This is a genomic window from Cobetia sp. UIB-001 (assembly GCF_044789135.1).
Lineage (GTDB): Bacteria > Pseudomonadota > Gammaproteobacteria > Pseudomonadales > Halomonadaceae > Cobetia > Cobetia amphilecti.
In genome coordinates this window covers 3734446-3757339 of sequence record NZ_CP058244.1, presented here as the reverse complement: position 1 = coordinate 3757339, position 22894 = coordinate 3734446, and the positions used below count along the sequence as shown (strand labels likewise).

At 63.3% G+C, this 22894-nt stretch carries 20 protein-coding genes; 10 read left to right on the top strand and 10 right to left on the bottom strand.

What is annotated here, in order from left to right; translation table 11 throughout:
- Positions 1–80: 80 nt before the first annotated feature.
- On the top strand, positions 81–1034 hold the full coding sequence (accA, locus tag HA399_RS15495; protein ID WP_043333001.1) for an acetyl-CoA carboxylase carboxyl transferase subunit alpha: 954 nt from the start codon (positions 81–83) through the stop codon (positions 1032–1034).
- Positions 1035–1066: 32 nt separating this feature from the next.
- On the opposite strand, the gene HA399_RS15490 is transcribed toward accA, so the two are convergent.
- Positions 1067–1195, bottom strand: coding sequence for a hypothetical protein (locus HA399_RS15490; protein ID WP_404325444.1), 129 nt, complete (start codon positions 1193–1195; stop codon positions 1067–1069).
- Here HA399_RS15490 and tilS point away from each other — a divergent pair.
- Complete coding sequence (gene tilS, locus HA399_RS15485) at positions 1194–2690, top strand: tRNA lysidine(34) synthetase TilS (RefSeq protein WP_404325443.1); 1497 nt, start codon at positions 1194–1196, stop codon at positions 2688–2690. The two genes, HA399_RS15490 and tilS, sit on opposite strands and share 2 nt — an antisense overlap.
- Before the next feature lie 41 nt (positions 2691–2731).
- Here the strand turns inward: tilS and ppx are convergent, their stop codons facing one another.
- Positions 2732–4291: an exopolyphosphatase gene (gene ppx / locus HA399_RS15480; protein WP_389382512.1), complete on the bottom strand. Its 1560-nt coding sequence runs from the start codon at positions 4289–4291 to the stop codon at positions 2732–2734.
- A 406-nt stretch (positions 4292–4697) separates the two neighbouring features.
- On the opposite strand from ppx, the gene trxA reads away from it, so the two are divergent.
- The 5 genes from trxA to folM all read left to right on the top strand — a co-directional run bounded on the left by trxA (position 4698) and on the right by folM (position 10169).
- Positions 4698–5024 carry a thioredoxin gene (gene trxA, locus HA399_RS15475; RefSeq protein WP_043332999.1) on the top strand — a complete coding sequence of 109 codons (327 nt, stop codon included), beginning with the start codon at positions 4698–4700 and terminating at the stop codon, positions 5022–5024.
- A 596-nt stretch (positions 5025–5620) separates the two neighbouring features.
- The gene (gene rho / locus HA399_RS15470; RefSeq protein ID WP_043332997.1) at positions 5621–6880 is read left to right on the top strand and encodes a transcription termination factor Rho; all 1260 of its coding nucleotides are present in this window, start codon (positions 5621–5623) and stop codon (positions 6878–6880) included.
- Positions 6881–7051: 171 nt separating this feature from the next.
- Positions 7052–8521, top strand: coding sequence for a 4-hydroxy-3-polyprenylbenzoate decarboxylase (gene ubiD, locus HA399_RS15465; RefSeq protein ID WP_153636602.1), 1470 nt, complete (start codon positions 7052–7054; stop codon positions 8519–8521).
- Between the two features lie 86 nt (positions 8522–8607).
- The gene (locus tag HA399_RS15460; protein WP_043332993.1) at positions 8608–9402 is read left to right on the top strand and encodes an FAD-binding oxidoreductase; all 795 of its coding nucleotides are present in this window, start codon (positions 8608–8610) and stop codon (positions 9400–9402) included.
- Between the two features lie 53 nt (positions 9403–9455).
- A complete protein-coding gene (gene folM / locus HA399_RS15455) occupies positions 9456–10169 on the top strand; it encodes a dihydromonapterin reductase (protein WP_404325442.1) in 714 nt (237 codons plus the stop codon).
- Between the two features lie 179 nt (positions 10170–10348).
- On the opposite strand, the gene HA399_RS15450 is transcribed toward folM, so the two are convergent.
- Together HA399_RS15450 and HA399_RS15445 are read right to left on the bottom strand one after the other, a co-directional pair.
- Positions 10349–11059, bottom strand: a complete 711-nt coding sequence (locus HA399_RS15450; protein ID WP_107335921.1) for an anti-sigma factor domain-containing protein — start codon at positions 11057–11059, stop codon at positions 10349–10351.
- A complete protein-coding gene (locus HA399_RS15445) occupies positions 11038–11592 on the bottom strand; it encodes a sigma-70 family RNA polymerase sigma factor (protein ID WP_043332989.1) in 555 nt (184 codons plus the stop codon). The genes HA399_RS15450 and HA399_RS15445 overlap by 22 nt, the downstream gene beginning before the upstream one ends.
- A gap of 721 nt (positions 11593–12313) precedes the next feature.
- Between HA399_RS15445 and HA399_RS15440 the strand changes: the two genes are divergently transcribed.
- Entirely contained in the window at positions 12314–13474 is a 1161-nt protein-coding gene (locus tag HA399_RS15440) for a 3-deoxy-7-phosphoheptulonate synthase (RefSeq protein WP_404325441.1), read from the top strand.
- 254 nt (positions 13475–13728) lie between these two features.
- Entirely contained in the window at positions 13729–15870 is a 2142-nt protein-coding gene (locus HA399_RS15435; protein ID WP_404325440.1) for a PhoX family protein, read from the top strand.
- Between the two features lie 206 nt (positions 15871–16076).
- Here HA399_RS15435 and ppk1 read toward each other — a convergent pair whose 3' ends face one another.
- Entirely contained in the window at positions 16077–18362 is a 2286-nt protein-coding gene (gene ppk1 / locus HA399_RS15430; RefSeq protein WP_131432772.1) for a polyphosphate kinase 1, read from the bottom strand.
- Positions 18363–18410: 48 nt separating this feature from the next.
- A complete protein-coding gene (gene hemB / locus HA399_RS15425; protein WP_054556515.1) occupies positions 18411–19430 on the bottom strand; it encodes a porphobilinogen synthase in 1020 nt (339 codons plus the stop codon).
- A gap of 652 nt (positions 19431–20082) precedes the next feature.
- Between hemB and elbB the strand changes: the two genes are divergently transcribed.
- Positions 20083–20769 carry an isoprenoid biosynthesis glyoxalase ElbB gene (gene elbB, locus HA399_RS15420; protein WP_404325439.1) on the top strand — a complete coding sequence of 229 codons (687 nt, stop codon included), beginning with the start codon at positions 20083–20085 and terminating at the stop codon, positions 20767–20769.
- Positions 20770–20956: 187 nt separating this feature from the next.
- On the opposite strand, the gene tatC is transcribed toward elbB, so the two are convergent.
- The 4 genes from tatC to HA399_RS15400 form a co-directional block, all read right to left on the bottom strand.
- Positions 20957–21748, bottom strand: a complete 792-nt coding sequence (gene tatC, locus HA399_RS15415; protein WP_404325438.1) for a twin-arginine translocase subunit TatC — start codon at positions 21746–21748, stop codon at positions 20957–20959.
- Positions 21748–22146 (bottom strand): Sec-independent protein translocase protein TatB, encoded by a 399-nt coding sequence (tatB, locus tag HA399_RS15410; RefSeq protein WP_131432769.1) that lies wholly within the window; start codon positions 22144–22146, stop codon positions 21748–21750. The genes tatC and tatB overlap by 1 nt, the downstream gene beginning before the upstream one ends.
- 5 nt (positions 22147–22151) lie before the next feature.
- The gene (tatA, locus tag HA399_RS15405) at positions 22152–22406 is read right to left on the bottom strand and encodes a Sec-independent protein translocase subunit TatA (RefSeq protein WP_043332981.1); all 255 of its coding nucleotides are present in this window, start codon (positions 22404–22406) and stop codon (positions 22152–22154) included.
- Between the two features lie 109 nt (positions 22407–22515).
- Positions 22516–22851, bottom strand: a complete 336-nt coding sequence (locus tag HA399_RS15400; protein WP_043332980.1) for a phosphoribosyl-ATP diphosphatase — start codon at positions 22849–22851, stop codon at positions 22516–22518.
- Between the last annotated feature and the right edge of the window lie 43 nt (positions 22852–22894).

Genomic DNA, 22894 nt, shown 5'->3' with positions numbered 1-22894 from the left:
ATCGCCTGAGCGTGTGCTCAGGGGGAGTGACCCGGCCGACTCGCTTTCCTGGCTGCCCGAGACGACGAACGAAACGCCTTATGAATCCCAATTATCTGGACTTTGAACAGCCGATCGCCGAGCTGCAGGCCAAGATCGAGGAACTCCGTCTGGTCGGTAACGACTCCCAGGTCAACCTGTCTGACGAGATCGCTCGCCTGCAGGAAAAGAGCACCAAGCTCACCGAGTCCATCTTCAAGGACCTCGGCGCCTGGCAGGTATCTCAGCTGGCACGTCACCCGCAGCGCCCGTATACCCTCGATTACCTCGAGAATCTGTTCACGGACTTCGATGAGCTGCACGGCGACCGTCACTACGCGGACGACGAAGCGCTGGTCGGCGGTATCGCGCGTCTCGACGACAAGCCGGTGATGGTGATCGGTCACCAGAAAGGCCGCGACGTGAAGGAAAAGGTGCGTCGCAACTTCGGCATGCCGCGTCCGGAAGGCTACCGCAAGGCCTGCCGTCTGATGGAGATGGCCGAGCGTTTCAAGATGCCGATCCTGACCTTCATCGACACCCCGGGTGCCTATCCGGGCATCGGTGCCGAGGAGCGCGGTCAGTCCGAGGCCATCGCCTACAACCTGGCGGTGATGTCTCGCCTCAAGACGCCGATCATCTCCACCGTCATCGGTGAGGGTGGTTCCGGCGGCGCACTGGCCATCGGCGTGTGTGACGAGCTGAACATGCTGCAGTACTCCACCTACTCGGTGATCTCGCCGGAAGGTTGCGCCTCCATCCTGTGGAAGAGCGCCGAGCGTGCCGCCGATGCTGCTGATGCGATGGGCATCACTGCCTCGCGCCTCAAGGAGCTGGGCTTCGTCGACAACCTGATCAAGGAGCCGCTGGGTGGCGCGCACCGCAACCCGCAGTCCGCTGCCGACAGCATCAAGGCTGCGCTGGGCGAAGGTCTGGAGCGTCTTGGCGCCCTGGATACCGATGCCCTGTTGGAGCGTCGTTACCAGCGCCTGATGAGCTACGGCGCCCCGGCATGATCCCGGTGCCTCTCGCGTGATGCGCGATCGGCTCATGCCAGCGTGACCAGGACGCCTCCGGATTCTTCCGGGGGCGTTCTTGCGTTCAGGGTCGGCGTTTTCTTCTCCACTTCCTTTTCTCCACCACTTCCTTCATCCGCTTCGCGACAGGAGCCCGACATGTCTCTGTCCCCCTCACTGGATTCGCTGTGCCTGCGTGCTCAACCGCTGAGCGAGATGGCGGAGTCGCGCGCACTCGTCGCCGTGCGCGAGGCGCTCGAGGCCAGCGATGCCAGGCGCACGGTGTGGATCGCGCTCTCGGGCGGGCTGGATTCGGTGATGCTGGCGCGGCTGGCGGCTCGCGCGGTCAAGGACTGCCCGCGTCGACTGCGGCTGGTGCATGTGCATCACGGCCTGCAGGCAGCCAACGATGATTTCGAGCAGCTGGCGCGCAGGCTGGCCTCGCGTCTTGGGCTGCCGCTGAGCGTGCGTCATCTGGCGTTGGCGGAGACAGCACTCAAGTCGCGAGGGCTGGAGGCGGCAGCGCGCGAAGGGCGGCTGGCGGCACTGAGCGCCTGTCTGGTGGCGGGGGATAGCCTGTGGCTGGCGCAGCATCAGGATGATCAGGCCGAGACGCTGTTGCTCAACGCATTGCGTGGCAGCGGCGGGCGCGGGCTGGCGGCCATGCCGCCTGAGCGGGCGCTGGCCGTGGGCGAGGCGTCTCCCGGGCGAGACCAGTCCGCCCATGGGCGGGCACGACTACTCCGGCCGCTGTTGGGCATCCCGCGCCATGAAATCCTGACATTGGCGAGCCAGCAGGGCTTGCAGGCCGGGCACGACTGGTGCGAAGACCCCAGCAATGTCGATCAGCAGTTTGATCGCAACTACCTGCGCCACAGTGTCGTCCCGCTGCTGCAGGCGCGCTGGCCGCAGGCCGTGGCCAGCCTGGCGCGTTCGGCGCAGCAGCTGCAGGAAGAGCAGTCACTGCTTGATGAGCTGGCGGCCGAGCTGCTGGCGAAGGTTCAGGTGTCAGGCGCAAAGCGCCTGGCTCAAGGACATGAGCAGGGCCTGGATCAGGGACGGGCGCACGAGACGCAGCTGTCACTGGCGGAGTTGTCAGGCTTGAGTGAGTCACGTCAGCGCTTGGTCCTGCGCCATCTATGCCAGTCGCGTGGCTGGCCGGTGCCGCCGCGCGGGCGCTTGATGAGCCTGCAGCAGTTGATCGCCACGCCGCCCGACTCGGTGGCCGAGGTGCACTGGGCCAACGCCGAAAACACCGTCAGCGTGCGCGCGTGGCGCGGCCAGCTGTGGTGGCAGGTGTCAGATACCGTTATTGAGCAGGGTATGCGTCATCGACAAGGCGATACTGGCTGCGCGAGAAGTGGTCGCCAACCCGGCGGGACGCCTTCCTCTGAGTGGGATGCTGAGGCGCGCAAGGCATGGCGGGCGCTGGGAAGGGATGAGCAGCATGTTGCCTTCACCTCACGTCAGCCGGGAGATGTACTGCGAGTGGCAGGGCGGGGGCGGCGCGATCTCAAGCGTTTGCTGCAGGAGGCCGACATCCCGCCGTGGCAGCGTGACCAGTTGCGTGTGGCACGCATGCACGACGGGATAGTCGCGGGGCTGTGGCACCCCTCGCGGGGCTGGTGGCTACTGGCCGCACTCACACAGCAGTGAGGCCAGCGGGCGGTCTCGCCGATGTCTTGCGCTGTGCTCGCTCAGGCATCGGCCAGTGTCAGCGTCATGCCGGCGGCTTTCTGCAACTCGCTTTCCTGGCTGAGGTCATCGTTGATCAGGCTGTGATCGCGATATTCCTCGGTCAGGTTGAGCGTCAGGTCGTCGCCTTCGGCGCTGAGATGCATGCCGAGCACCGGCGCTTCCGAGCGTGAATGGTTGAGCATCACCGCCATGCGCAGCAGGCGAGCCAGACGCGCCAAACGCGGTTGCTGCGGCTCCGGCAGCGCCGCCAGTTCGTTCTTGGGGAACTTGCGACGGTGGGCGCGGACCAGGAAGGCCAGCGCTCGCTGTTCCGGACGCGAGAAGCCGAGCAGGTCGGAATGCTCGAGCAGGTAGGCGCCATGGCGATGGAACTGGCTGTGGGAAATCGCCTGGCCGACTTCGTGGAGGTCAGCGGCCCAGCTCAGCAGCTGACGTGACGTCGCCCCCAGCGCCCAGTCGCCGGCGACCTGATCGAACAGCTGCAGGGCGGTGTCGCGCACATTGCTGGCGTGGCGGGTATCGATGCCGTAACGGCGCTGCAGCGACTCGATGGCCGACAGACGCGAATCCTCCGGCGTGTTGCGCCCGATCAGATCGAACAGCACGCCTTCACGCAGCGCGCCGTCGGAGTAGCGCATCTGCTCCAGCCCCAGTGCCTCGAAGACACCGCACAGGATGGCGATGCCCGCCGGGAAGACGGTGGCGCGATCGCTCTTCAGGCCCGGCAGGCTGACCTTGTCGAGGCGTTTGAACTCCAGCAGTGCCGCGCGCAGCTTGTGCAGTCCTTCACGTGTGACCACGCCATGTGGGGCCCAGCCGTGCGCTTCCAGCACGTTGGCGGCGGCCTTGATGGTGCCGGAGGAGCCGACCGGGTCATCCCAGCCCATCTCGCGATAGGTGCGCTGGATGCTGGCCAGTTCCGAGCGTGCGGCCAGCTCGGCGCGGCGCATGCGCTTCTCGCTGATCTCGCCGTCCTGGAAGAAGGCCTTGGTATAGGCGACGCAGCCCATGTGCAGGCTTTCCAGCAGCTGGGGCTCGAATTGCTCACCGATGATGAACTCGGTGGAACCGCCGCCGATATCGACGATCAGGCGCTTGCCGTGCACATCGGCCAGCGCATGCGCCGCGCCCAGATAGATCAGGCGGGCTTCTTCGCGCCCGGCGATGATCTCGATGGGATGCCCCAGCAGGGCCTCGGCACGCTCGATCAGTTCTTCACTGTTATGCGCGGCGCGCAGGGCATTGGTGCCCACGACCCGCAGATGGTCGGCCTCGATGCCATCGATGAAGGGCGCGAACTGGGCGAGACAGTTGAGGGCGCGCTCCATGGCTTCTTCGCTGAGCATGCCGTCTTCGTCCAGCCCTGCCGCCAGCTGGACCTTCTCACCCTGCTTGGCCACGACCTGCAATTGCCCCGCCTGATGGTTGGCCAGCAACAGGTGGAAGCTGTTGGAACCCAGATCGATGGCAGCCAGCTTCAGCAGCGGGGCCTCATTGCCGGCACTGCCTTCATCAGAGGCGGTGGGTTGCGGGTGCTGGGAGGGTGCTGATTCACTCAAGGGCGGAGTCCTTTACGGCGGGTCATTCATGGCAGGCATCATGCACTGCCTCCTTCACGCCAACTCCTGCGACGGCTTCCTTGCGTGGCGACCATGGCGCAATGAAGTTGTCGTGAGCGTGGGCGGCCACCGGGCGCGAGCCTGCTGCGGGAAGATGACGCTGGCAGCAGGTCGCGGCGGCGACTCTCGCAAGATTGCGGCGACTGGCCAGAGGTGTCAAACCGGTGGCACACACGGCGCCACCACCACGAGGGGCTGGCGGCACATTCAGCGCATGGGGCATGCTATTCTAGCGGCGTGATATGACAGAACGACGAAGTCGCGGGTCATCATCACGCTCAATGAGTCGCAAGCCATCACGCAGCACAATCAGCAAGACCAACCGGGTCTGGGAGATAACGTCGCGATGAGCGAACGTGTGGTACCGATTGCAGAAAGGGACTTCGAATCCGTGGTGCTGGAGAGCGAGCATCCGGTGCTGGTGGATTTCTGGGCTTCCTGGTGCGGGCCGTGCAAGAGCGTGGCACCGACGCTGGAATCCCTGGCCGAGGAATACGAAGGGCAGCTCAAGATCGTCAAGGTCGATGTCGATGAAGCCCCTGAACTCGCCGCCCGCTTCGGCGTGCGCGGTGTGCCGACATTGATGCTGTTTGTGGGCGGCAATGTCGAAGCCAGCAAGGTGGGCGCCATGCCGCGCGCGCAGCTGGCAGCCTTTCTGGATGCCAATCTGTGAGTCGGGCCTTGCCGCCGCCGGGTGCCTTGAGCCGTCAGTGAAAGCACCACGTCAGCGGCGGCTATCGCAGCACTGGCTGGCCGGTGGTGAGCGCTTCAGGCAGCGCCGGGGGCGCCACCGGGCCGCCGGGGCTTGCGTTCAGGGGCCGGCTTGACTACCATCGAGGCGTTCGCCTGATTACACGCTCTCTGATTGCGTCATGTCGACCGTCCCACGGTCCCCCAGTTGTCAGCCAGCCCTCTGGTAATGCTGCCCGCGACACGCCGGCCAGCCACCAGGCGATTCATACCGCTAGATTCCATATCGAGAAGACTTTTCTGTCAGGAAGCATGACGCTCCGTGTCCCTTCGACCGGTCCGTCGTCGCTGGACATCCGTAGCTCGACACTCCGTTGCTGAATTCGTTGTTCGGCCGTGGTGAGTGATCTTTCCTGAACTTTTGGCACCTGTCTTCATCCAGCTCAGGCGCTTGCCTCCGGGAATGCTGTCGAGTTCTGTCTGCACCTTTGCAGTGCCGGTCCTTGCCTTCTGCCCGTCTTCTCGATTCCCTTCTTATCTATCAGCCCTGCTGACCTGAGCCACGTTCAAACAAAGCCGATGAATCTTACCCAACTCAAGCAAAATACTGTCCCCGAACTGCTGGAACTTGCCCAGACGATGGGCATCGATAATCTGGCACGTTCGCGCAAGCAGGACATCATCTTCGCCATCCTCAAGAAGCACGCGAAAAGCGGTGAGGACATCTACGGCGACGGCGTTCTGGAAATCCTGCAGGACGGCTTCGGCTTCCTTCGCAGTGCAGACTCTTCCTACCTCGCGGGCCCTGATGACATCTACGTTTCACCGTCCCAGATCCGTCGCTTCAATCTGCGCAAGGGCGACACCATCTCCGGCAAGATTCGTCCGCCGAAGGAAGGGGAGCGTTACTTCGCGCTGCTCAAGGTCAATCAGATCAACTTTGACCGCCCCGAGAATGCCAAGCACAAGATCCTGTTCGAGAACCTGACGCCGCTGTTCCCGCAGTCGCGCCTGCTGATGGAAATCGGCAACGGTTCCACCGAAGACATCACCTCGCGCATCCTTGATCTGACCGCACCGATCGGCAAGGGCCAGCGTGGCCTGATCGTCTCGCCGCCCAAGGCGGGCAAGACGATGATGCTGCAGAACATCGCCGCCTCCATCACGCGCAACAACCCCGAATGTCACCTCATCGTGCTGCTGATCGATGAGCGTCCCGAGGAAGTCACCGAGATGTCGCGCACCGTGCGTGGCGAAGTCGTGGCCTCCACCTTCGATGAGCCGCCGGCCCGTCACGTCCAGGTCGCCGAGATGGTGATCGAGAAGGCCAAGCGTCTGGTCGAGCACAAGAAGGATGTCGTCATCCTGCTCGATTCCGTGACCCGTCTGGCGCGTGCCTACAACACCGTGGTGCCGTCTTCCGGCAAGGTGCTGACCGGTGGTGTCGACGCTCACGCGCTCGAGAAGCCGAAGCGCTTCTTCGGTGCCGCGCGTAACATCGAAGAAGGCGGCAGCCTGACCATCCTCGCCACGGCGCTGGTCGATACCGGTTCCAAGATGGACGAGGTCATCTTCGAGGAATTCAAGGGCACCGGTAACATGGAAGCTCACCTCGACCGCAAGCTGGCCGAGCGTCGTGTCTTCCCGGCCCTCAACATCCGTCGCTCCGGCACGCGTCGTGAAGACCTGATCGCGTCCGAGGATGAAATGCAGCGCATGTGGATCCTGCGCAAGCTGCTCAACCCGATGGAAGATGTGGCGGCCACCGAGTTCCTGATCGATCGTCTGAAAGATACCAAGACCAACCTCGAGTTCTTCGAGGCCATGAAGCGCCGCTGATCGACACTTGGCCCAGCCGGTTGGCTGGCCATGTTCTCGACAGGTGCTTGCCATGTGCTTGCCAGGACGCCCACTTCCCGCCCGGGAAGTGGGCGTCCTGCGTTGCTGACCTGCCGAGTGCCGGCTGGCAATGGTATGCTCGGGACTTGATCAAGCCGAGCGGAAACTCCCATGCAGTATCGAGACTTACGCGATTTCATCGCGGCGCTGGAAGAAAAGGGCGAACTCAAGCGCATTCGTGCCGAGGTGGACCCCTATCTGGAGATGACCGAGATCTGCGATCGCACCCTGAAAGCGGGTGGTCCGGCGTTGCTGTTCGAGAACGTCAAGGGCCACAGCATGCCGGTGCTGGGCAATCTGTTCGGCACGCCGCGACGCGTGGCGCTGGGCATGGGCCAGGAATCCGTCGAGGCGCTGCGCGAAGTCGGCGAGCTGCTGGCCTTCCTCAAGGAGCCGGAACCGCCCAAGGGCTTCCGGGATGCCTGGGACAAGTTGCCGATCTTCAAGCAGGTGATGAGCATGGGGCCGAAGAAGGTCAAGCGTGCGCCCTGTCAGGAGATCGTGCTGGAAGGGGATGAGGTCGATCTCGACATGATTCCGATCCAGCACTGCTGGCCCGGGGATGCCGCGCCGCTGGTGACCTGGCCGCTGGTGATCACGCGCGGTCCGCACAAGGAGCGCCAGAACCTCGGCATCTATCGTCAGCAGAAGCTCGGCAAGAATCGCCTGATCATGCGCTGGCTGGCACACCGTGGCGGCGCACTGGACTTCCGCGAGTGGCAGAAGGCCCATCCGGGCGAGCCCTTCCCGGTCGCGGTGGCACTGGGTGCCGATCCGGCCACCATCCTCGGCGCTGTCACGCCGGTGCCGGATTCACTCTCCGAGTATGCCTTTGCCGGCCTGCTGCGCGGCTCGCGCACCGAGCTGGTCAAATGCGGCCTGTCGGATCTTGAAGTCCCGGCCAGCGCCGAGATCATCCTGGAAGGCTATCTGTATCCGGATGACGTGGCGCCGGAAGGCCCCTACGGCGATCACACCGGCTATTACAACGAGGTGGAGACCTTCCCTGTCTTCACCATCGAGCGCATCACCCATCGGCGCGACCCGATCTATCACTCCACCTATACCGGGCGTCCGCCGGATGAGCCGGCGATTCTCGGCCTGGCGCTCAATGAAGTCTTCGTGCCGATTCTGCGCAAGCAGTTCCCGGAGATCGTCGACTTCTATCTGCCGCCGGAAGGCTGCTCCTACCGCATGGCGGTGGTGACGATGAAGAAGCAGTACCCCGGCCACGCCAAGCGCGTGATGATGGGGGTCTGGAGCTTCCTGCGTCAGTTCATGTACACCAAGTTCGTGATCGTGCTGGATGATGATGTCGATGCCCGCAAGTGGGAAGATGTCATCTGGGCCATCACCACGCGCATGGACCCGAGCCGTGATACCGTTCTGGTCGACAATACGCCGATCGATTATCTGGACTTCGCCTCGCCAACGGCGGGGCTTGGCTCCAAGATGGGCATGGACGCGACCAACAAGTGGCCCGGCGAGACGGACCGCGAGTGGGGCGAGCCCATCGTGATGAGCGAAGAGATCACATCCCGTGTCGATGAACGCTGGGACAGTCTGGGCATTCTGGACTGATTCCGCGACAGACCATCAACACCCATGCATTTACCCTGTCGTTGCGCGGCGCGCTGGCGGCAGGCATCAGATAACAAGAGGATACGATGACGGCGCGGACCCTGACCTGTCATGTCGAGAGTGTGGAAGATCTGACCCCGGACGTGTTTCGTGTGCGCTTCGCCGCACGTCCCGAGGCCCTGGCGCACGCGCCGGGCCAGTATCTCGAGATGAAGCTCGATGACACCACCTGGGTACCGTTCTCCATCGCCAATGCCGCCAGTGATGATGGCGTGCTCGAGCTGCATATCCAGCATTGGCCGGAGCGCAGCAATTCCGCGCGTCTGCGCAGCCTGCTGGTCGCGGCCAATCAACTTGAGCTGCGTCTGCCCAGTGGCGAGTGCGTGCTGGACCTCGACGACCCCAGCCCCATCGTGCTGATCTGTGCCGGCACCGGCTTCTCGCAGATGCACGCCATGCTGCAGGCGGCGTTTGCACGTGGCCTGACCCAGCCCATCGAGCTGTGGTGGGCGGCGCGTGAGCGGCGCGATCTGTACCTGGAGAGCGCGGCGCTCAACTGGGCCGCCAGTCAGCCCAACTTCCGTTATTTCCCGGTGCTGGAAGAAGCGCCGGAAGTCGGTGATGCCCACCATCGCGCGCTGGAAGCGGCCGGTGTCGAAGCCGCTTTCAATGGCCATCTGGGGCGTATCGATGAGGCGCTGCGCAAGCACGCGGGCAGTATGGCGGGCAAGCGCGTCTATCTGTCCGGCTCGCCAGGCATGGTCTATGCCTGTGTCGATGCGCTGACGCCATTGGGTGTCGAGGCCAGCGCGCTGAGCTCCGATGTGTTCAGCTATGCGCCACGCGAGCCGCTGCTGGACCCGGCGCTGGTCTCTGCCTGAAGCGGCCTGACATTGCCTGAAGCTGCCTGACATTGTCTGAAGGAGTCGAGTGAATGAGTCAGTCCCCGATACTGATCACCGGTGGCGCGCAGCGTCTGGGGCGCTATTGTGCCGAGCGACTGATAGATGATGGTCATCCGGTCATCATCAGTTATCGACGCGAGCGGGAAGAGCTCGATGCCCTGCGTGCGCTGGGCATTCGCACCGTGCAGGCGGATTTCTCCAGCGAGGCAGGCATCCAGGCATTCATCGCGGCGATTCGTGAGCTGACTCCGACATTGCGGGCCATCGTGCACAATGCCGGCGACTGGGCGCCGGATGGCGACGGCGAGGGGCAGGGCGAGCTGTTCGAGCACCTGTTCCGTGTCCACATGCAGGCGCCGTACCTGATCAATCTGGCGCTGCGCGAGCTGCTGGAAGCCGGGGTCGAGACGCAGGCGGACATCGTCCACATGAGTGACTTCGTGGTCCAGAAGGGCTCGCGCAAGCATGCGGCCTACGCGGCCAGCAAGGCAGGGCTCGAGAACCTGACCTTGTCGTTCGCGTCGATGTTCGCGCCACGCATCCAGGTCAACACCATCGCGCCGGCGCTGATCATGCTGCGCCCGGGCGATGATGATGACTATGCCGAGCGTGCGCGCGCCAAGTCGTTGATGCAGCAGGTGCCCGGGCCAGGCGTCATCTGGCAGGCGCTGCGCTACCTGCTGGACAGTCCCTATGTCACGGGCACGACCCTGCCGGTGGATGGTGGCCGCCACCTGCGCTGATAGCTTGTGTCAGTGGCTTTTCGGCTATCGTTCCTGATATTCCCGACACGACATGCGCCACATGAGCTCTGCACAAAAAAAGCCCCCGCTGAAAAGCGGGGGCTTTTTTTTCGTTGCTGCGACCGTTATTGCGATCGTTGTAGCGACCGTTGCTACGACATCCTGCACTACTGAAGCGCTTACAGGATGTGGCGGCCTTCGACCGGCGTCAGCTGACCCTTCTTGAGGGTCGGGCCCATCTGGTTGCCGGAGGGGGCGCCCTGCGGGCTTTCCAGCGTGATCACCAGATCGCTGTCGGGGAAGGCGGCCAGATACTCCTTGGGCACCTCGACCTTCATGGTGCCGGAGTGCGGCAGGATGCCCAGTGACATCGGCTCCTTGCCATCCTTGGCCATCAGCCACAGCTCGCAGACCTTGCCGGGGGCCGGTGCTTCGGGCCTGACGGCCTGCACCATCATCTCGCCCGAGTGGGAGGCGTTGACGATCCAGCCGGGGCTGCTGTCAGAGTTGTTGACCACGAACACGTAGTCGCTCTCCATGCCCGCGTTGTGCCCCAGGCTGAAGGTCAGGGTGACTGCCAGCGCCAGGCTGAACGCCGTGGCGGTCATGCCTTGCCATAGGCCCAGGCGACGCCACCAGGGCTGACGGGCGGTGCCCGTCGCCTCGGCGATGCCTTGCCAGACATGGGCCGGTGGCGTGACGGGGGGAAGCTGTTCATTGAACACGTTGAGATGCTCGCGCCAGCGCTCCACATCACGTTGCAGGTCGTGGCTGACGGCCAGCAGTGACTCGAATGCCGCGCGCTCGTCGCGTGTCAATGTGCCGAGCGCATATTCGCCCGCTGCGGCTTCGCGCAGTTCCGGGTCGCTCAGATCAAATGACTCATGCATGTCTTCAACCTCTCGAGTCCACGACGGACCCAGCTCTTGACGGTGCCCAAGGGCTGGTCCAGTTGATTGGCCAGATCCTGGTGGGTGAGGCCTTCGAAGTAGGCCAGTTCCAGGGCGCGGCGTTGATCGTCATTCAGCTCGGCCAGGCACTGGTGGAGTTCACCACTGTGCTGGGCCAGGTCGACATCTGCCTCGATATCACTCCGCCCCGGCATGGCGGCGATCAATTCATCGCTGTCATGCTCGCTGGGTCGCTGTCGACGTATCCAGTCGATGGCGATGTTGCGGGTCATGGTGCCGAGCCAGGTCATCGGGCGGGCGCGGCCGGCGTCATACTGGGCGGCGGCGGCCCATACCCGGATGTAGACCTGCTGAAGACAATCCTGCGCGGATGCCTCATGTCTCAAGATACGCAGCAACTGAGCGTATAGATGCGCACTGGTTGCTCGATAGAGCTGATCCAGTGCCTTGGCATCCTGCCGGGCGCATCCCGACAGATACTCAATCAGTGCATCATTTCGGGAATCCTGCATGCATGCATTCCAAGCTGTGGGCGCGGTGTCAGGCACCGCTGGACGAATGCGTGTTGCCGATCATGTTGCTCGACAACCAAAGATTATACTGATGCCACTTCAGGCTGATAGCCCTTCTTTATGCGTGCGGGCAACGGTTTGTTGCCGGTTCACGCTTGCGCAGGACGATCTGGAGTGCAAGGATAGGCCTATCACCATTTTCATCGTCACTACTGGATACCGGCCCGACCCATGAATCAGACCACCAGCCACCGCCCGTTCACTGTCGTTGCCTGCCCTTCGGGCCAGGCGGCGGCGAGTGCGGCCGGCTATTGGTATTGGTTTACACAGGGGCGCGCCTGAGGTTACGGCGCGCCTGTCTCGTACGGGCTGCCACCACCTTGAAGAACCCCCGGTCGCAGCCACGGCCGGGGGTTCTTGCGTTTCGGGCCTTGCGAAATCCATGACGAGAGGCATGTCACCCTAACGTGCCGACAATGATTGCAGCATGAATGACGAGAGGAATGACCATGCGCACCACTATCCTGACTACCCGCTTTTCTCTTGCCTCCGCTCGGGTCGTGCATGGTTATTGGCGCTGGCGATTTAGCGGCGTCCTGCCTCTTTCCGCTGTCACCGCGGGGCAGGGCGAGCAACACCGGGGTGACGATTCGCGAAGTCCCTGTCTGTCAGAATGAATATTGCGTGATGGAGCCAAGGCTTCATCACAGGAGAGAAGACCATGAACGCCAGCCTTGAACGCGTGTTGACCGCCAACCCGCACACTGCCGACGCTACTGCTGACCCCTTGACTGCCGAGAACGCCACCGTGACCCGCTCTGATGCCGCCCAGACACCGACCACACCCGGACGCATCAGTCGTGAAGCCCTGCCCAGCGCCAGCGAGTTGCGCGAGCAGCTGCCGGTCGACGCCGCCCTGGCCGGCCAGATTCGCCAGCATCGCGATGAGATCAACGCCATTCTCGCCGGCGACGATGATCGTCTGCTGGTGGTGGTCGGGCCGTGCTCCATCCATGATCTCAAGGCCGCGCGCGAGTACGCCCAGCGCCTGACGGTGATCGAGCCGCAGGTACGTGATCGCCTCAAGCTGGTGATGCGTGTCTATGTCGAGAAGCCGCGCACCACGGTGGGCTGGAAGGGGCTGGCCTATGATCCGCATCTGGATGGCAGCGATGACATGGCCACCGGCCTGCGTCAGGCACGCGAGCTGATGCGCGAGATCAACCAGCTGGGCCTGCCGGTGGCGACGGAGCTGCTGCAGCCGCTGACCGCTGCCTACCTGGAAGACCTGCTCGGCTGGGCGGCCATCGGCGCCCGCACCACCGAGTCGCAGATCCATCGCGAGATGGCCTCCGGCCTCGGCTGTGCAGTGGGCTTCAAGAACGGCACTGACGGAGGCGTCGAGGTCGCCGTGCAGGCCATCGGGGCGGCGGCGCATGGGCATCGCCACTTCGGCATGGATGACAGCGGGCGTCCGGCGCTGATCGAGACCGCGGGTAACCCGCATACCCATGTGGTGCTGCGCGGCGGCCATGGCCAGCCCAACTATGACGCCGCCTCGGTGGCCGCCTGCCGGCGTGAGCTGGAAGGCGCTGGCCTGACGCCGCGCCTGATGGTCGATTGCAGCCACGCCAATTCCCGCAAGGACCACCGCCGCCAGAGCGAAGTGATGCTGGATGTGCTCTCTCAGCGCCTGGCGGGGGATGATGCCTTGATCGGCGTGATGCTCGAGAGTCACCTCAATGAAGGCAAGCAGGCCTTGCCGGCAGCGGAGAAGCTCTCCCAGCTGCGTCATGGCGTGTCCGTCACCGATGCATGCCTGGGCTGGGAAACCACCGAGCACCTGCTGAGCCTGGCCGCTGAACGTCTGCGCGAGGCCTGAGATCAGGCGCCAGACTCGCGCCTCGATGGGAGGATGACGTCGCGCTTGCCTGATGTTTGCTGAATTTGTCGGCTTGTCCTGAAGTCCCCAGCGCCCAACGGTCGAAAGGCCGTTGGGCGCTGTCGTCTCTTGCCTTTGTTGCCCGTTCGTCACGGAATTGTCATCGGGCTCGCGTATCACTCTTGTTGCCTTCGGCATGCCTCAGTGAGCGTGCCTGAACAGAACAACCCGAAACCTGACTACGGGGAAGCGACATGAGCAAGGAAATCGAAGACCATCGCCTGCTTAATCCCAGCAGCAACGAGACGTTCTCATCCGTCATCGAGCGACACATCTCGCGTCGTCGTGTCCTGCAGGGTGGCCTGGGCATGGCGGCTGCCAGCATGCTGGGTGGTTTCGGTCTTGCGGGGCTGAGCACCACGGCCAACGCCGCCAGCAATGCTGCGGGCGAGAAGACGGCTCTGGCACTGGCCTTCGAATCGATCAAGGGTTCACGCACGGATGCAGTCGTGGTTCCCAAGGGGTATACCGCACAGGTGCTGGCGCCGTGGGGCACGCCGCTCAATGCCAAGGCTCCCAAGTGGAGCAAGGACCTGGCGATGACGCCGGAGATCCAGCTCAACACCGTCGGCATGCATCACGATGGCATGCACAACTTCGCCTTGAATGACGACACGGCCTCCAGCAACTTCCTACTGGTCATGAACAACGAATACATCGATCAGGATGCTCTGTGGGCACCCAAGGGTGGCGCGACCAATGCGGATTCCGGCAAGCGTCCGGCCGATGAAGTGCGTACCGAGATCAATGCCCATGGCGTGACCATCGTCGAGGTCAAGAAGGCCAGCAACGGCAAGTGGGAAGTGGTGGGCGATTCGCGCTACAACCGCCGCTACACCAGCGCCAGCGAAATGAAGCTGAGCGGCCCGGTGGCGGGCAGCGATTACGTCAAGACAGCCTTCTCGCCGGATGGCATGCGCACCCGTGGTACCAACAACAACTGCGCCAACGGCTACACCCCGTGGGGCACCTACCTGACCTGCGAAGAGAATTGGCCGGGTTACTTCGTCAAGCGCAGCGATCGTCAGCTCGATGACAACCGCATCGGCATCGAGACCGAGCGTGGCCGCTATGGCTGGGAAACCGCCGCCGGGGATGCCAGTGAAGTCGATGGCGAGTTCGCGCGTTTCGACAACACGCCGACGGCAGACAGCGCCGACAAGGATTACCGCAACGAACCGCGCACCTTCGGCTATATCGTCGAGATCGACCCCTACACCGGCGAGCAGGCCATCAAGCGCACCGCGCTGGGCCGCTTCCGTCACGAAGGTTGCTGGCCGGGCAAGCTGGTCGAGGGTGAGCCGGTGGTCTTCTACTCCGGTCACGATTCGCGCAACGAGTACATCTACAAGTTCGTGTCAGACGCCAAGTGGGACGCCGCTGATGCCCGTGGCGCCGGTGACTTCAAGGACCGCCTGGCGATCGGCGACAAGTACCTGGACAAGGGCACGCTGTATGTCGCCCAGTTCTCCGCCGATGGCACCGGCAAGTGGCTCAAGCTGACGCCGGACGCCGTGACCAAGGATGGCCGCACCCTGGCCGAGGCACTGGGGCTGGCGGCCGATGACCTGGCTGGCATCATCATCCACACCACCGATGCGGCTGACCTGATGGGCGCGACCCCGATGGACCGCCCGGAGTGGGGCGCGGTGGACCCGGTGTCCGGCGAGGTCTACATGACGCTGACCAACAACTCCAAGCGCACCGAAGAAGGCACTGACGCCGCCTTCACCAACGATGGCACCGCCATCGAGGAGCCGGGTGTCGGTTACAAGACGGCGCCGACCAACGCGGCCAATCCGCGTGGCAACAACGAAGCGGGTCAGATCATCCGCTGGCGTGAAGCGGGCGATCACAAGGCCTTCGATTGGGAGATCTTCGTGTTCGGCGCAGCGGCCAGCGATGCCGACAACCTGTCCGGCCTGACCGAGATGAACGAGTTCGCCAGTCCCGATGGCCTCTACTTCGACGGCCGCGAAGGTCAGGACAGCATCCTTTGGATCCAGACCGACAACGGCTACGGAGGCATCACCGAGGTCACCAATGACCAGCTGCTGGCGGTCGTGCCGGCAGGTCTCGAGCAGGCCGAGGGAGATGCGGCCGTGATCGGTGCCGACAACCAGGCGCAGCTCAAGCGCTTCGCGGTGGGCCCGAACGGTTGTGAAGTCACCGGTATCTTCACTACCCCGGACAAGACCGCGATGTTCATCAACATCCAGCACCCGGCCAACTGGCCGCAGAGCGATGACGCCACCGCCGAGACCGACGGCAGTGTGCGTGCCCGCGCCGCGACCGTGGTCATCCAGCGCGAAGATGGCGGCCAGATCGGCGTCTGATGTAAGCCGCCGCGCGTCAGGTGTGAACGCGAAGCCCCCGTATCGATGATACGGGGGCTTTTTCATGCGCCTGAACCTGGCCCCGCTTCGCTTGAGGGCGCTTGATCGATCAGGCGGGTGGGGAGGGCCAACGACAACGGCCCCCACGCAAGCGTGAGGGCCGAGAGTTCATGAGCTTTGTTCTGTCCTGACCTTGCCGAGCGCGATCAGGCCTTGGCGGCGTAGGCGAACAGCAGGGTTTCCTGCACGCTGATCGGTTCCGCGTCGCCGGCATCCAGCTGGGTGTAGTGGCCATCGCTTTCCAGACGCCAGCTCTGGCAGTTGTCGACCAGATAGGTGTCCAGGTCCTTGCGGATACGCTGGGCCAGCTTCTTGTCGAGCAGCGGGAAGCAGGTCTCGACGCGGTGGAACATGTTGCGCTCCATGTAATCCGCGCTGGAGCACCAGGTTTCCGGCTGACCGGCATTGTGGAAGTGGAAGGTGCGCGTGTGCTCAAGGAAGCGACCGATCACCGAGCGTACGCGGATGTTGTCGGAAATCCCCGGCACGCCCGGGCGCAGACAGCAGACGCCGCGGATGATCAGGTCACACTGCACGCCAGCCCGCGAGGCGCGGTAGAGGGCGCGAATCAGCTTGGGCTCGGTCAGTGAGTTGCATTTGATGATGATGTGGGCGCGCTTGCCTTTCTCGGCGTTGCGCGCTTCACGGTCGATCATCTCCACCATGCGCTCATGCAGCGTGAAGGGCGCGTGCAGCAGCTTCTCGATATTGCGCTGCTTGCCCATGCCGGTCAGCTGCTGGAAGACCTTGTGGACGTCCTCGCACAGCGTCTCGTTGGCGGTCAGCAGGCTGTAATCGGTATACAGGCGCGCCGTCTTGGCATGGTAGTTACCGGTGCCCAGGTGCGCGTAGTGACGCAGCTCGCCGTGTTCACGTCGCACGATATGCAGCATCTTGGCGTGGGTCTTGTAAGCCATCACGCCGTAGATGACGATGGCGCCGGCTTCCTGCAGGCGCGAGGCCAGCTGCAGGTTGTCGGCCTCATCGAAGCGCGCCCGCAGCTCGATCACCACGGTGATCTCCTTGCCCTGACGTGCGGCTTCCACCAGCGAGGAGACGATGTTGGAGTCGGCGCCGGTGCGATAGAGGGTCTGCTTGATGGCCAGCACGTTCGGGTCGCGCGCCGCCTCGGCGAGCAGGTTCTCGACCGGGGAGAAGGACTGGAAGGGGTGATGCAGCAGGATGTCCTCGCGACGGATCGCATCGAACAGGCTGTTGTCGCCCTTGAGCGCCTTGGGAATGCCCGGAGTGAACGGGGCGTAGAGCAGGTCCTCGCGGCCGACGTCGCCGATGACTTCCATCAGGCGGTTGAGGTTGACCGGGCCCTTGACCTGATAGAGGTCACGCGTTTCCAGATCGAACTGCTTGAGCAGGAAGGTGTAGAGGGCTTCCGGGCAGTTGTCTGCCACCTCGAGACGCACCCCGTCGCCGTAGCGGCGTGCCAGCAGCTCGCCACGCAGCGCGGAGGCCAGGTCGGAGACATCCTCGGCATCCACCGAGAGATCGGCGTTGCGGGTCAGGCGGAACTGATAGCAGCCCTTGATCTTCATGCCCGGGAACAGCTCCTGGGCGTGAGCGTGGATCATCGAGGACAGGAAGACGTATTCGGTGTACCCCGGCTCGACGAGGCCATCCGGGATGCGGATCAGACGCGGCAGCGAGCGCGGGGCCGGCAGGATGGCCAGGCCACCTTCACGACCGAAGGCATCCTTGCCTTCCAGCTCGACGATGAAGTTGAGGCTCTTGTTGACCAGGCGCGGGAACGGGTGCGACGGGTCGAGACCGATCGGGCTGATGACCGGCTGGATCTCTTCCTCGAAGTAATCGCGCACCCAGGCCTTCTGGGCATCGTTCCACTGATTGCGGCGACGGAAGCGGATGTGCTGCTCTTCCAGTGCGGGGATCAGGTCCTCGTTGAGCATGCGGTACTGGCGTTCGACCTGCTCATGCGTGATGCGGGACACCTCATCGAGCACCTTGCTCGGCAGCATGCCGTCACAGCCGGGGTCGGTGCGATCGAAGGCGATCTGATGCTTGAGACCCGCCACGCGGATCTCGAAGAACTCGTCCATGTTGGACGTGAAGATCAGCAGGAACATCAAGCGGTTGAGCAGCGGATGCGAGGTATCCTTGGCCTGCTCGAGTACGCGGATGTTGAACTGCAGGTTGGACAGCTCGCGATTGAAGTACAGCGCCGGATCAGCGAGATCAGCCTCGGGGGAGGGGGTGGCCTTGGCATGGATGCCGGTACGCGTCCGGTTGACGCGCAGGGGCAGCGGTTCCTGAGCCGGCGGCTCATCCGCCGCCAGCTCGATTTCGCCTTCCCGTGGGGTGGATGCTGCCTTGGGGGCAGCATCCTTGTCGCGACTGTCAGCGACTTCCGGCAGGGTCGCCGTGTTGTTGTCGGTGTCTTGCTTGGGCGTCTGTTCCATCATCAACTCCATGATCCCGGTCAGCCGCATCCGCAATGGCCGGGGTTGTCAAAGGCGGTTTTTCTGCGCCAGCAATTCGGCCGCCTGGCGAGCAAAATAGGTGAGGATGCCGTCGGCACCCGCACGCTTGAAGCACATCAGCGACTCGAGAATGACCTTGTCGGCATCCAGCCAACCGTTCTGGAAAGCCGCCATGTGCATGGCGTACTCACCGCTGACCTGATAGGCGAAGGTCGGCACTTCCAGCTCGCGCTTCACACGCGTTACCACATCAAGATAGGGCATGCCCGGCTTGACCATCACCATGTCAGCGCCCTCGGCGATGTCCATCGCCACCTCATGCAGGGCTTCGTCGCTGTTGGCGGGGTCCATCTGGTAGGTCTGCTTGTCGGCCTTGCCCAGATTGCCACTCGAACCGACCGCGTCACGGAACGGGCCGTAGTAGTTGGAGGCGTACTTGGCCGAGTAGGCCATGATGCGCGTGTTGATCAGGCCTTCCTGTTCCAGCATGGCGCGGATGGAGCCGATGCGGCCATCCATCATGTCGGAGGGCGCGATGACATCGGCACCGGCTTCCGCGTGTGACAGCGCCTGCTTGATCAAGGTCTCGACGGTGCGGTCGTTGAGCACGTAGCCGTCTTCGTCGAGGATGCCGTCCTGACCGTGAACGGTGTAGGGGTCGAGCGCGACATCCGTGATGACGCCCAGCTCCGGCAGCGCTTCCTTCAAGGCGCGCACGCAACGCTGCACCAGGCCGTTGGCGTTGTAGGATTCTTCGGCATACAGCGTCTTGGCCTCGGCATCGACCACCGGGAAGAGCGCGATGGCCGGCACGCCCAGAGCGTGGACGGCGCGGCATTCTTCGACCATGAGGTCGATGGACAGGCGCTCGACGCCCGGCATGCTGGGCACGGCTTCACGACGCTGGGAGCCTTCGAGAACGAAGACCGGCAGGATCAGATCATCGGCCGTCAGCTGGTTTTCACGCATCAGGCGGCGAGAGAAGTCGTCCTTGCGCATACGGCGCATACGAGTCGCAGGAAACTGGCGCGGGGTACGTTGGCTCAAGAAATGCTCTCCGGGTCGGGTGGTCCGCTCCCGTGATGGTCGCAGGCAGTCTAGGTCTATAATATTTCATTAATATTACAGTGATGCCAGCGGTCATGGGGCAAGGCCGGTCACGTGAGGTGCCAGCAGGGGCTGAACATGACGACAAGGCGTCTGTCGGGCGACGAGAAGGCCTAGCTTGCGGCCTGCAAGTGGGTGGCCCGTGACGGGAGCCGTCGTCCCTGTGGCAGGGTCAATTGAGTATATCAGCGTTGACTTGTGGCCACAGGTGCAGGAGATGTGTCGCGGTGTCGCGCCTCATGCACGGCCCTGATGGGGCGGGTGTGGGGCCTGACAGACCCCTCCGGACACCGCGGCAAGCCTCCGGCACCAGAGCCTTGATGGCATACGAGTGGACGAGGAGCATCACTTGAGTTGTGCCAGGGCCGCCCATAGTCTTGAGGGGATGCGCAGTGACATGCCTCGCCTGCACGCCTGTCACTGTCTGCCGCGTGGCGGTCGCGCATCTTCGGTGCCGCTGAAGCGTCTCGCGCCGGGCATGACGCCGGGCATGAAATGAGGCTCGGCATTCGAATCAGTCACGCGCTTGTATTAGTCTTTTCTGACCTGTCCGGCAATCGCCGCGCACAGCTCATCGTCAATGGAGTAACCCATGACCAAGCAGGTAGCCCTGATCCTTTCCGGTTGCGGTGTCTTTGATGGCTCCGAGATCTATGAAACTACCCTGACGCTGCTGCGTCTCGATCAGCTGGGCATTGCCTATGAGTGCTTTGCACCGGATGTCGCGCAGCATCACGTGATCAATCACGGCACTGGCGACGAGATGGAGGAGACCCGCAACGTGCTGGTCGAGTCCGCGCGTCTGGCACGTGGCAAGGTGCGCCCGCTGGAAGAGCTGTCAGCGGACGACTTCGATGCGCTGATCCTGCCCGGCGGCTTCGGTGCCGCCAAGAATCTGTGTGACTTTGCCGTCAAGGGTGAGGACCTCGAGCTCGTCGCGGGCCTGCAGGACGCGGTGCAGCCCTTCCATGCGGCCGGCAAGCCGATCGGCGTGATGTGCATCGCGCCGGTGATGGTGCCCAAGCTGCTGGGGGAAGGCATCTCGGTCACCATCGGCAACGATGCCAGTGTCTCCGGGGCGATCAGCGCCCAGGGCGGCCTGCACAAGAGCTGTGAGGTGACGGACGTCGTCGTCGACGCCGCCAACCGTCTCGTCACCACCCCGGCCTATCTGCTGGCGGAGCGCATCAGCGAAGCGGCCCAGGGCATCTTCAAGCTGGTCGAGCGCATCGATAGCTGGATCGAGGACGACAAGGCGCGTGCCGCCGAGCAGGACTGATCTCGACACGCCTGTGCGTCTGGCGTGATAGCGCGTGGCTGGTGTGAGCAAGTTCATTGGCAACACAAAGCCCCCAGAAACAGAAAGCCCCGCCGGTTAACCGGCGGGGCTTTCTGTTTTGATGCTGTGATTCTGAGGCACTGTTTCTGACGCCCTGTTTCTGATGCCCGATTGCAGGCAGTCGCGTTCAGGGCGTGTCCTGCGATGCCTCATCGTCTGATGCCGCACGCCGACGCTTGAAGAGGCGCGAGGCCAGAATGCCGATCTCGAACAGCAGCCACATCGGAATCGCCAGCAGCGACTGCGAGATCACGTCCGGCGGTGTCAGCAGCATGCCGACCACGAAGCAGGCGATCACGATATAGGGGCGCTTCTTGCTCAGTGCCTCCACCGTGGTCGCGCCGGTCCAGATCAGCAGGAAGGTGGCGATGGGAATCTCGAAGGCGACCCCGAAGGCGAAGAACAGCTTGAGGACAAAATTCAGGTACTGATTGATGTCCGTCATGATCGCCACGTTCTCGGGGCCCGTGGTGGTGAAGAACTGGAACAGCAGCGGGAACACCACGTAGTAGGCGAAGGCCGCACCGGCATAGAACAGCAGGATGCTGGAGGCCAGCAGCGGCAGGGCCAATGCCTTCTCGTTCTCATAGAGGCCCGGTGCGATGAACGCCCAGGCCTGGTAGAGCACGGCGGGAATCGCCAGGAACAGCGCCACCACCAATGTCAGCTTGAAGGGCGCCAGGAAGGGCGAGGCCACTTCGGTGGCGATCATCTGCGAACCCGGTGGCAGCAATGCCATCAGCGGTTCGGCGACATACAGATAGATCTGGTTGGAGAAGCCGTACAGCGCAGCGAAAACCACCAGCACCACCAGGGTGGCGCGCAGCAAGCGCGAGCGTAGCTCGATCAGGTGCTCAATGAGCGGCGCATGTGCGGCGTCGCCCTGACCACCTGACGGTGAGGCATGTGGATCACTCATCAGGAACGTGGCTCTCGTGATTCACGGGTGTCGGAAGCAGTGCTCGGCTCGGTGGCCGGCGCACCATTCTCGGCAGGGCGGGGGCTGGTCTCAGCGCCGGAGGCGCCTGCATCGCGGGGCGTGCTGGACTCGGTGATGCCGCGCTCGACATCGCGTGCCTCGTTGCGCGCATGAGCGAGCGTCTCATCGAGCTGCTTCTTCTGCTCGTTGAGCGTCTGACGCAGTTCCTCGGCTTCCAGCTGGGCACTGATTTCCTGCTGAATGCCCGAGACACTGCGCTTGATGCGTCCCAGCCACAGTCCCGCAGTGCGGGCGGCCCGGGGCAGACGCTCCGGGCCGAGCACGATCAGCGCCAGCAGCGCGATCAATGCCAGTTCAAAAAAGCCGATATCGAACATGCGGGTTACGAGCGCTTGTCAGCGGTATCGCGGCTCTCGGCCTCGACATCGATGGTGTCGCCACGCTTTTCCTCATGCGCGACCTTCTGCTGGGCAGTCGGCTCGTCGCTCTTCTTCTCTTCTTCCTTCATCGCGCCCTTGAAGCCCTTCACGGCACCGCCGAGATCAGAGCCGACGTTGCGCAGCTTCTTGGTCCCGAAGATCAGGATGATGATGCCGAGCACGATGAGAAGCTGCCAGATACTGATGCCACCTAACATGGGAAATTCTCCATTTGGGCCGCTGACACCGGGTCATTGGGCCTTGAGACTTGCAGGGTGCTGGCACCGCTGCCGGAAAGCCGACTTGCGCCGGAAGAATACGGGTCCTTCACTGGCCGCGAGCGGCCTTTTCATCATGGCCGGAAACACCGAAGCGGCGTGCCAGCTCATCCAGCACTTCCTGATGATCCAGCCCCAGGTGCGACAGCATGACCAGTGAATGGAACCACAGGTCAGCGGTCTCACCGATCACGGCACGCTGCGAGTCCACGTCGTCGTGAGCGAAATCCTTGGCGGCCAGTACGGTTTCGGTCGCCTCTTCGCCAATCTTCTCCAGTACCTTGTTGAGGCCCTTGTGATGCAGGCTCGCGACATAGGAGGAGGTCGGGTCAGCGTCGCGCCGTTCTGCCAGTACCACTGACAGACGGTTGAGAATATCACTCATGAATCATCATTCCTGAAAGCTTGGGTCTTGCGTTAAGTCATCG

Bases quoted from the DNA above. Each gene is read 5' to 3' on its own strand.
- accA (WP_043333001.1), top strand. From the start codon at position 81: ATGAATCCCAATTATCTGGACTTTGAACAGCCGATCGCCGAGCTGCAG.
- tilS (WP_404325443.1), top strand. From the start codon at position 1,194: ATGTCTCTGTCCCCCTCACTGGATTCGCTGTGCCTGCGTGCTCAACCG.
- HA399_RS15490 (WP_404325444.1), bottom strand. From the start codon at position 1,195: ATGTCGGGCTCCTGTCGCGAAGCGGATGAAGGAAGTGGTGGAGAAAAG.
- trxA (WP_043332999.1), top strand. From the start codon at position 4,698: ATGAGCGAACGTGTGGTACCGATTGCAGAAAGGGACTTCGAATCCGTG.
- rho (WP_043332997.1), top strand. From the start codon at position 5,621: ATGAATCTTACCCAACTCAAGCAAAATACTGTCCCCGAACTGCTGGAA.
- ubiD (WP_153636602.1), top strand. From the start codon at position 7,052: ATGCAGTATCGAGACTTACGCGATTTCATCGCGGCGCTGGAAGAAAAG.
- HA399_RS15460 (WP_043332993.1), top strand. From the start codon at position 8,608: ATGACGGCGCGGACCCTGACCTGTCATGTCGAGAGTGTGGAAGATCTG.
- folM (WP_404325442.1), top strand. From the start codon at position 9,456: ATGAGTCAGTCCCCGATACTGATCACCGGTGGCGCGCAGCGTCTGGGG.
- HA399_RS15450 (WP_107335921.1), bottom strand. From the start codon at position 11,059: ATGCATGAGTCATTTGATCTGAGCGACCCGGAACTGCGCGAAGCCGCA.
- HA399_RS15445 (WP_043332989.1), bottom strand. From the start codon at position 11,592: ATGCAGGATTCCCGAAATGATGCACTGATTGAGTATCTGTCGGGATGC.
- HA399_RS15440 (WP_404325441.1), top strand. From the start codon at position 12,314: ATGAACGCCAGCCTTGAACGCGTGTTGACCGCCAACCCGCACACTGCC.
- HA399_RS15435 (WP_404325440.1), top strand. From the start codon at position 13,729: ATGAGCAAGGAAATCGAAGACCATCGCCTGCTTAATCCCAGCAGCAAC.
- ppk1 (WP_131432772.1), bottom strand. From the start codon at position 18,362: ATGGAACAGACGCCCAAGCAAGACACCGACAACAACACGGCGACCCTG.
- elbB (WP_404325439.1), top strand. From the start codon at position 20,083: ATGACCAAGCAGGTAGCCCTGATCCTTTCCGGTTGCGGTGTCTTTGAT.
- tatC (WP_404325438.1), bottom strand. From the start codon at position 21,748: ATGAGTGATCCACATGCCTCACCGTCAGGTGGTCAGGGCGACGCCGCA.
- tatB (WP_131432769.1), bottom strand. From the start codon at position 22,146: ATGTTCGATATCGGCTTTTTTGAACTGGCATTGATCGCGCTGCTGGCG.
- tatA (WP_043332981.1), bottom strand. From the start codon at position 22,406: ATGTTAGGTGGCATCAGTATCTGGCAGCTTCTCATCGTGCTCGGCATC.
- HA399_RS15400 (WP_043332980.1), bottom strand. From the start codon at position 22,851: ATGAGTGATATTCTCAACCGTCTGTCAGTGGTACTGGCAGAACGGCGC.